The sequence below is a fragment of the Flavobacterium sp. genome (genome assembly GCF_030146175.1).
GTDB lineage: Bacteria > Bacteroidota > Bacteroidia > Flavobacteriales > Flavobacteriaceae > Flavobacterium.
This window is the reverse complement of sequence record NZ_JASLCE010000147.1, coordinates 1-4,397: the sequence shown is the minus strand read 5'-3', so window position 1 is coordinate 4,397 and position 4,397 is coordinate 1. Positions and strand designations below refer to the sequence as shown.

The following is a 4,397-nucleotide window of genomic DNA, read 5'->3' as shown; positions in this document are numbered from 1 at the left end:
GTTTAGGTTTAGGTAAAATCGGTGGATCTGCTATGGACGCTATTGCTCGTCAGCCAGAAGCTGCTGGAAAAATTCAAACAGCGATGATTATTATCGCTGCTTTATTAGAAGGTTTAGCATTCGCTGCTTTAATCTTAGGAAAATAATAAAGAAGAGAAAAACAATACCTGTAACGGTTGGTTGCAGGTGTTGTTTTATTTAGTAAGAAAAAATTAAATCATAATATATTCAGTATAAAATGGAGAAATTAATTAACGATTTTTCATTCGGTTTATTCTTTTGGCAAGCGCTTATCTTATTAGTGTTAATTTTACTTTTGGTTAAATTTGCCTGGAAACCAATCATGGACTCAATCACGGCTCGTGAAGAAGGTATTAGAAACGCAATTGCTTCAGCAGAAAATGCGAAGAAAGAAATGCAAAACCTTAAAGCTGATAATGAAAAATTGTTAGCAGAGGCTAGAGCTGAAAGAGATACTATGATCAAAGAAGCTCGTGAAATCAAAGAAAAAATGATTGCCGATGCAAAAGAGGAAGCTCAGGTGCAAGGTAACAAAATGATCGAGCAGGCTAAAGCTACAATTGCTAGCGAAAAGAACGCTGCGATGGTTGAATTGAAAAACCATGTATCGTCATTATCATTAGAGATTGCTGAGAAATTATTGAAAGAAGAACTAGCTAACAAAGAAACTCAAACCAAATTGGTTGAGAAAATGTTAGATGAAGTAAAATTAAATTAATCGTTATGGCAAGAGCAGCGATTAGATATGCAAAAGCAATTTTAGATATTGCAAACTCAAATGGCCAGGCGGCTACCGTAAACAACGATATGAAATCGATTGTTACGGCTGTTGCGGAAAGCACAGAGTTAAAGAATTTTTTAGCAAGCCCGGTAATTAAGGCTGATGTTAAGATTTCGGCATTATCAGAAATATTTGCTTCTGTACAGTCAGAAACAAAAGGGTTATTCCGCTTACTTTTAGAAAACAAACGATTTGAGATTTTACCAGAGGTAGCGTCACAATATAATGCTTTGTTCGACGAAATGAACGGTGTGGAAACAGCAAAAGTAACGACTGCTTTTCCTATTACCCCGGAATTGGAAGCAAAAGTTTTAGCGAAAATCAAAGAGTTTTCCAATAAAACCATCACTTTGGTAAACACTGTAGATCCGTCTATTTTAGGAGGATTTGTGTTGCGAATTGGTGACAAACAATACAATGCTTCAATAGCAAACCGATTAAGAGAATTAAAAAGAGAACTAAGTAATTAATATTTACCACACTGCAAAGTGTTTAAATTATAAATCAAGATGGCAGAAATTAAGCCTGCTGAAATTTCAGCAATATTAAAGAAACAATTATCTGGTTTTGAATCAGGAGCCACTCTGGAAGAAGTGGGAACAGTTCTTCAGGTGGGTGACGGTATCGCCCGAGTTTATGGTTTATCTAACGCACAATACGGTGAGTTAGTACAATTCGAAAACGGGTTAGAGGCAATTGTATTGAACCTTGAAGAAGATAATGTAGGTGTGGTATTATTAGGTCCGTCTACTGGAATTAAAGAAGGGTCAACTGTAAAAAGAACACAACGTATCGCTTCATTAAAAGTTGGTGAAGAAATGGTTGGTCGTGTTGTAAATACACTAGGTTTCCCAATTGATGGTAAAGGACCAATCGGTGGTGATCTTTATGAGATGCCATTAGAAAGAAAGGCTCCTGGAGTAATCTTCCGTCAGCCGGTAACAGAACCGTTACAAACAGGTATCAAATCAATTGACGCCATGATCCCTGTAGGACGTGGACAACGTGAGTTGGTTATTGGTGACCGTCAGACTGGTAAAACTACAGTTTGTATCGATACCATCTTAAATCAAAAAGAATTTTACGATGCTGGAAAACCAGTATTCTGTATATATGTAGCTGTTGGACAAAAAGCATCAACAGTTGCGGGAATTGCAAAAACATTAGAAGAAAAAGGAGCAATGGCGTATACGGTAATCGTAGCAGCAAATGCTTCTGATCCGGCTCCAATGCAGGTATATGCTCCATTTGCAGGTGCTGCAATCGGTGAGTACTTCCGTGATACAGGTCGTCCGGCGTTAATCGTTTATGATGATTTATCAAAACAAGCGGTTGCTTACCGTGAGGTATCCCTATTATTACGTCGTCCACCAGGACGTGAGGCGTATCCTGGAGACGTTTTCTACCTTCACTCAAGATTATTAGAGCGTGCTGCTAAAGTTATTGCTGACGATAGCATCGCTAAAAATATGAATGACTTACCAGAATCATTACGTCCAATCGTTAAAGGTGGTGGATCGTTAACAGCGTTACCAATCATCGAAACACAAGCGGGTGACGTTTCTGCGTATATTCCAACAAACGTAATTTCGATTACAGATGGTCAGATCTTCTTAGAGTCCGATTTATTCAACTCTGGGGTTCGTCCGGCGATCAACGTTGGTATCTCTGTATCTCGTGTAGGAGGTAACGCACAGATCAAATCGATGAAAAAAGTATCTGGTACATTAAAATTAGACCAGGCACAGTTCCGTGAATTAGAAGCTTTCGCGAAATTCGGTTCGGATCTTGATGCGGTTACTTTAAACGTAATCGAAAAAGGTAGACGTAACGTTGAAATCTTGAAACAAGCGGTAAACGATCCGTACAAAGTAGAAGATCAGGTTGCAATTATCTATGCTGGAACGAAAAACTTATTGAGAAATGTTCCGGTAAGTAAAGTAAAAGAATTTGAAAAAGATTATTTAGAATTCTTAAAAGCGAAACATAAAGATACTCTTGATGCTTTAAAAGCTGGTAAATTCTCAGACGAAATTACCGACGTTTTAGAAAAAGTAGCTAAAGAAGTTTCTGCAAAATATTAATAATTAGATAATCTGTAAATCCGGAGTGAGTACTTCGGATTTCAGATTGTTTTATTTCAAATCGACAAATGGCAAATTTAAAGGAAATACGTAATAGGATTACTTCTGTTTCATCTACGATGCAAATTACATCTGCGATGAAAATGGTATCTGCTGCTAAGCTGAAAAAAGCACAGGATGCAATTACAGCAATGCGCCCTTATGCCGAAAAATTAACAGAGTTAATACAAAATTTAAGTGCGTCGTTAGAAGGTGATGCTGCTGGAAAATTTGCAGAACAACGCGAAGTAAATAAAGTATTGATCGTAGCCATTACATCAAACAGAGGACTTTGTGGTGCTTTTAACGCCAACGTAATCAAACAGGTAAAAGGTCTTACCGACGCATATGCCGGTAAACAAATCGACGTGATTACTGTAGGTAAAAAAGGAAACGATGTACTTCGAAAAGTAAATAATGTAGTGGACAATCAAAGTGCTATTTTCGATGAGCTGACTTTCGAAAATGTAGGAGCTTTGGCAGCGACATTAATGGATAAATTTGTAAACGGTGAGTATGATAAAATTGAGTTGGTATACAACCAGTTTAAAAATGCAGCTACTCAAATTGTAGTGACCGAGCAGTTTTTACCATTAGCGCCGATTGAAGGTGCAGAAACGGCTTCTTCCGATTATATTTTTGAACCATCAAAAGAAGAAATTGTGTTAACCTTGATTCCAAAATCATTAAAAACACAATTATACAAAGCAATCAGAGATTCTTTCGCCGCAGAACACGGAGCGCGTATGACAGCAATGCATAAAGCAACCGATAATGCAACGGATTTAAGAAACCAGTTAAAGCTTACGTATAACAAAGCGCGTCAGGCTGCAATTACGAACGAGATCCTAGAGATCGTTGGTGGAGCGGAAGCTTTGAAAAACTAAGATTTTTTGTTCCGATTACATCGGAGTTCAATATAAACCGCAGGATTTCCTGCGGTTTTTTTATTTTACACCCGACAGGTTTCAAAAACCTGTCGGGTATTTTTTATTATATAGATGTTTTGATCAAATAATTTTGATTGGGTTAATCGTTACGATATATAATAGTGTTTTTTGTTTTGAAGAAATTCTTTCGATTTTTTGATAATTAACTGGGGAAGCTAAATTTTTTTAATTCTGAAGCGGCCTTTTTGTTTGATCAATTCTTTTGACCGAAAGAATTTTTGGTTGGGATTTAGTATTACCTATATATAATAGTAGCTTTTTTATTTACAGATAACCGATTTTTCACAACGGATCAGATATTATTTTTAGAAAACGCACCTATATATAGGTATGCTTTTACTAATTTTTGATGACCTGACAGGTTTTTGCAACCTGTCTGGTCTGGTATTTCAGAAATAAAACATGCGAAAACCCCAGTAAAACCGCATAATCACGCCAAAGGCGCCAAATAAAGCTAAAAAAAGTATTATTGTTAAGTCTTTGTAATGAGAGTATTAAGAAAAAGATTTAAAAAAAGGTTTA

5 protein-coding genes are annotated in these 4,397 nt (G+C 36.7%); all 5 read left to right on the top strand.

All coding sequences use genetic code 11. The features are described from left to right. Window positions 1-146: ATP synthase F0 subunit C (locus tag Q1R07_RS15985; RefSeq protein WP_300492171.1), on the top strand; the 146-nt coding region annotated here is incomplete at its 5' end. A 92-nt stretch (window positions 147-238) separates the two neighbouring features. Continuing rightward, window positions 239-739: a F0F1 ATP synthase subunit B gene (locus Q1R07_RS15980; protein WP_300492168.1), complete on the top strand. Its 501-nt coding sequence runs from the start codon at window positions 239-241 to the stop codon at window positions 737-739. Then, window positions 739-1,272, top strand: coding sequence for an ATP synthase F1 subunit delta (gene atpH / locus Q1R07_RS15975; protein WP_300492169.1), 534 nt, complete (start codon window positions 739-741; stop codon window positions 1,270-1,272). The genes Q1R07_RS15980 and atpH overlap by 1 nt, the downstream gene beginning before the upstream one ends. 39 nt (window positions 1,273-1,311) lie before the next feature. Then, entirely contained in the window at window positions 1,312-2,886 is a 1,575-nt protein-coding gene (gene atpA, locus Q1R07_RS15970; protein ID WP_300492166.1) for a F0F1 ATP synthase subunit alpha, read from the top strand. Window positions 2,887-2,954: 68 nt separating this feature from the next. Beyond that, a complete protein-coding gene (gene atpG, locus Q1R07_RS15965) occupies window positions 2,955-3,812 on the top strand; it encodes an ATP synthase F1 subunit gamma (protein ID WP_300492165.1) in 858 nt (285 codons plus the stop codon). Window positions 3,813-4,397: the final 585 nt, after the last annotated feature.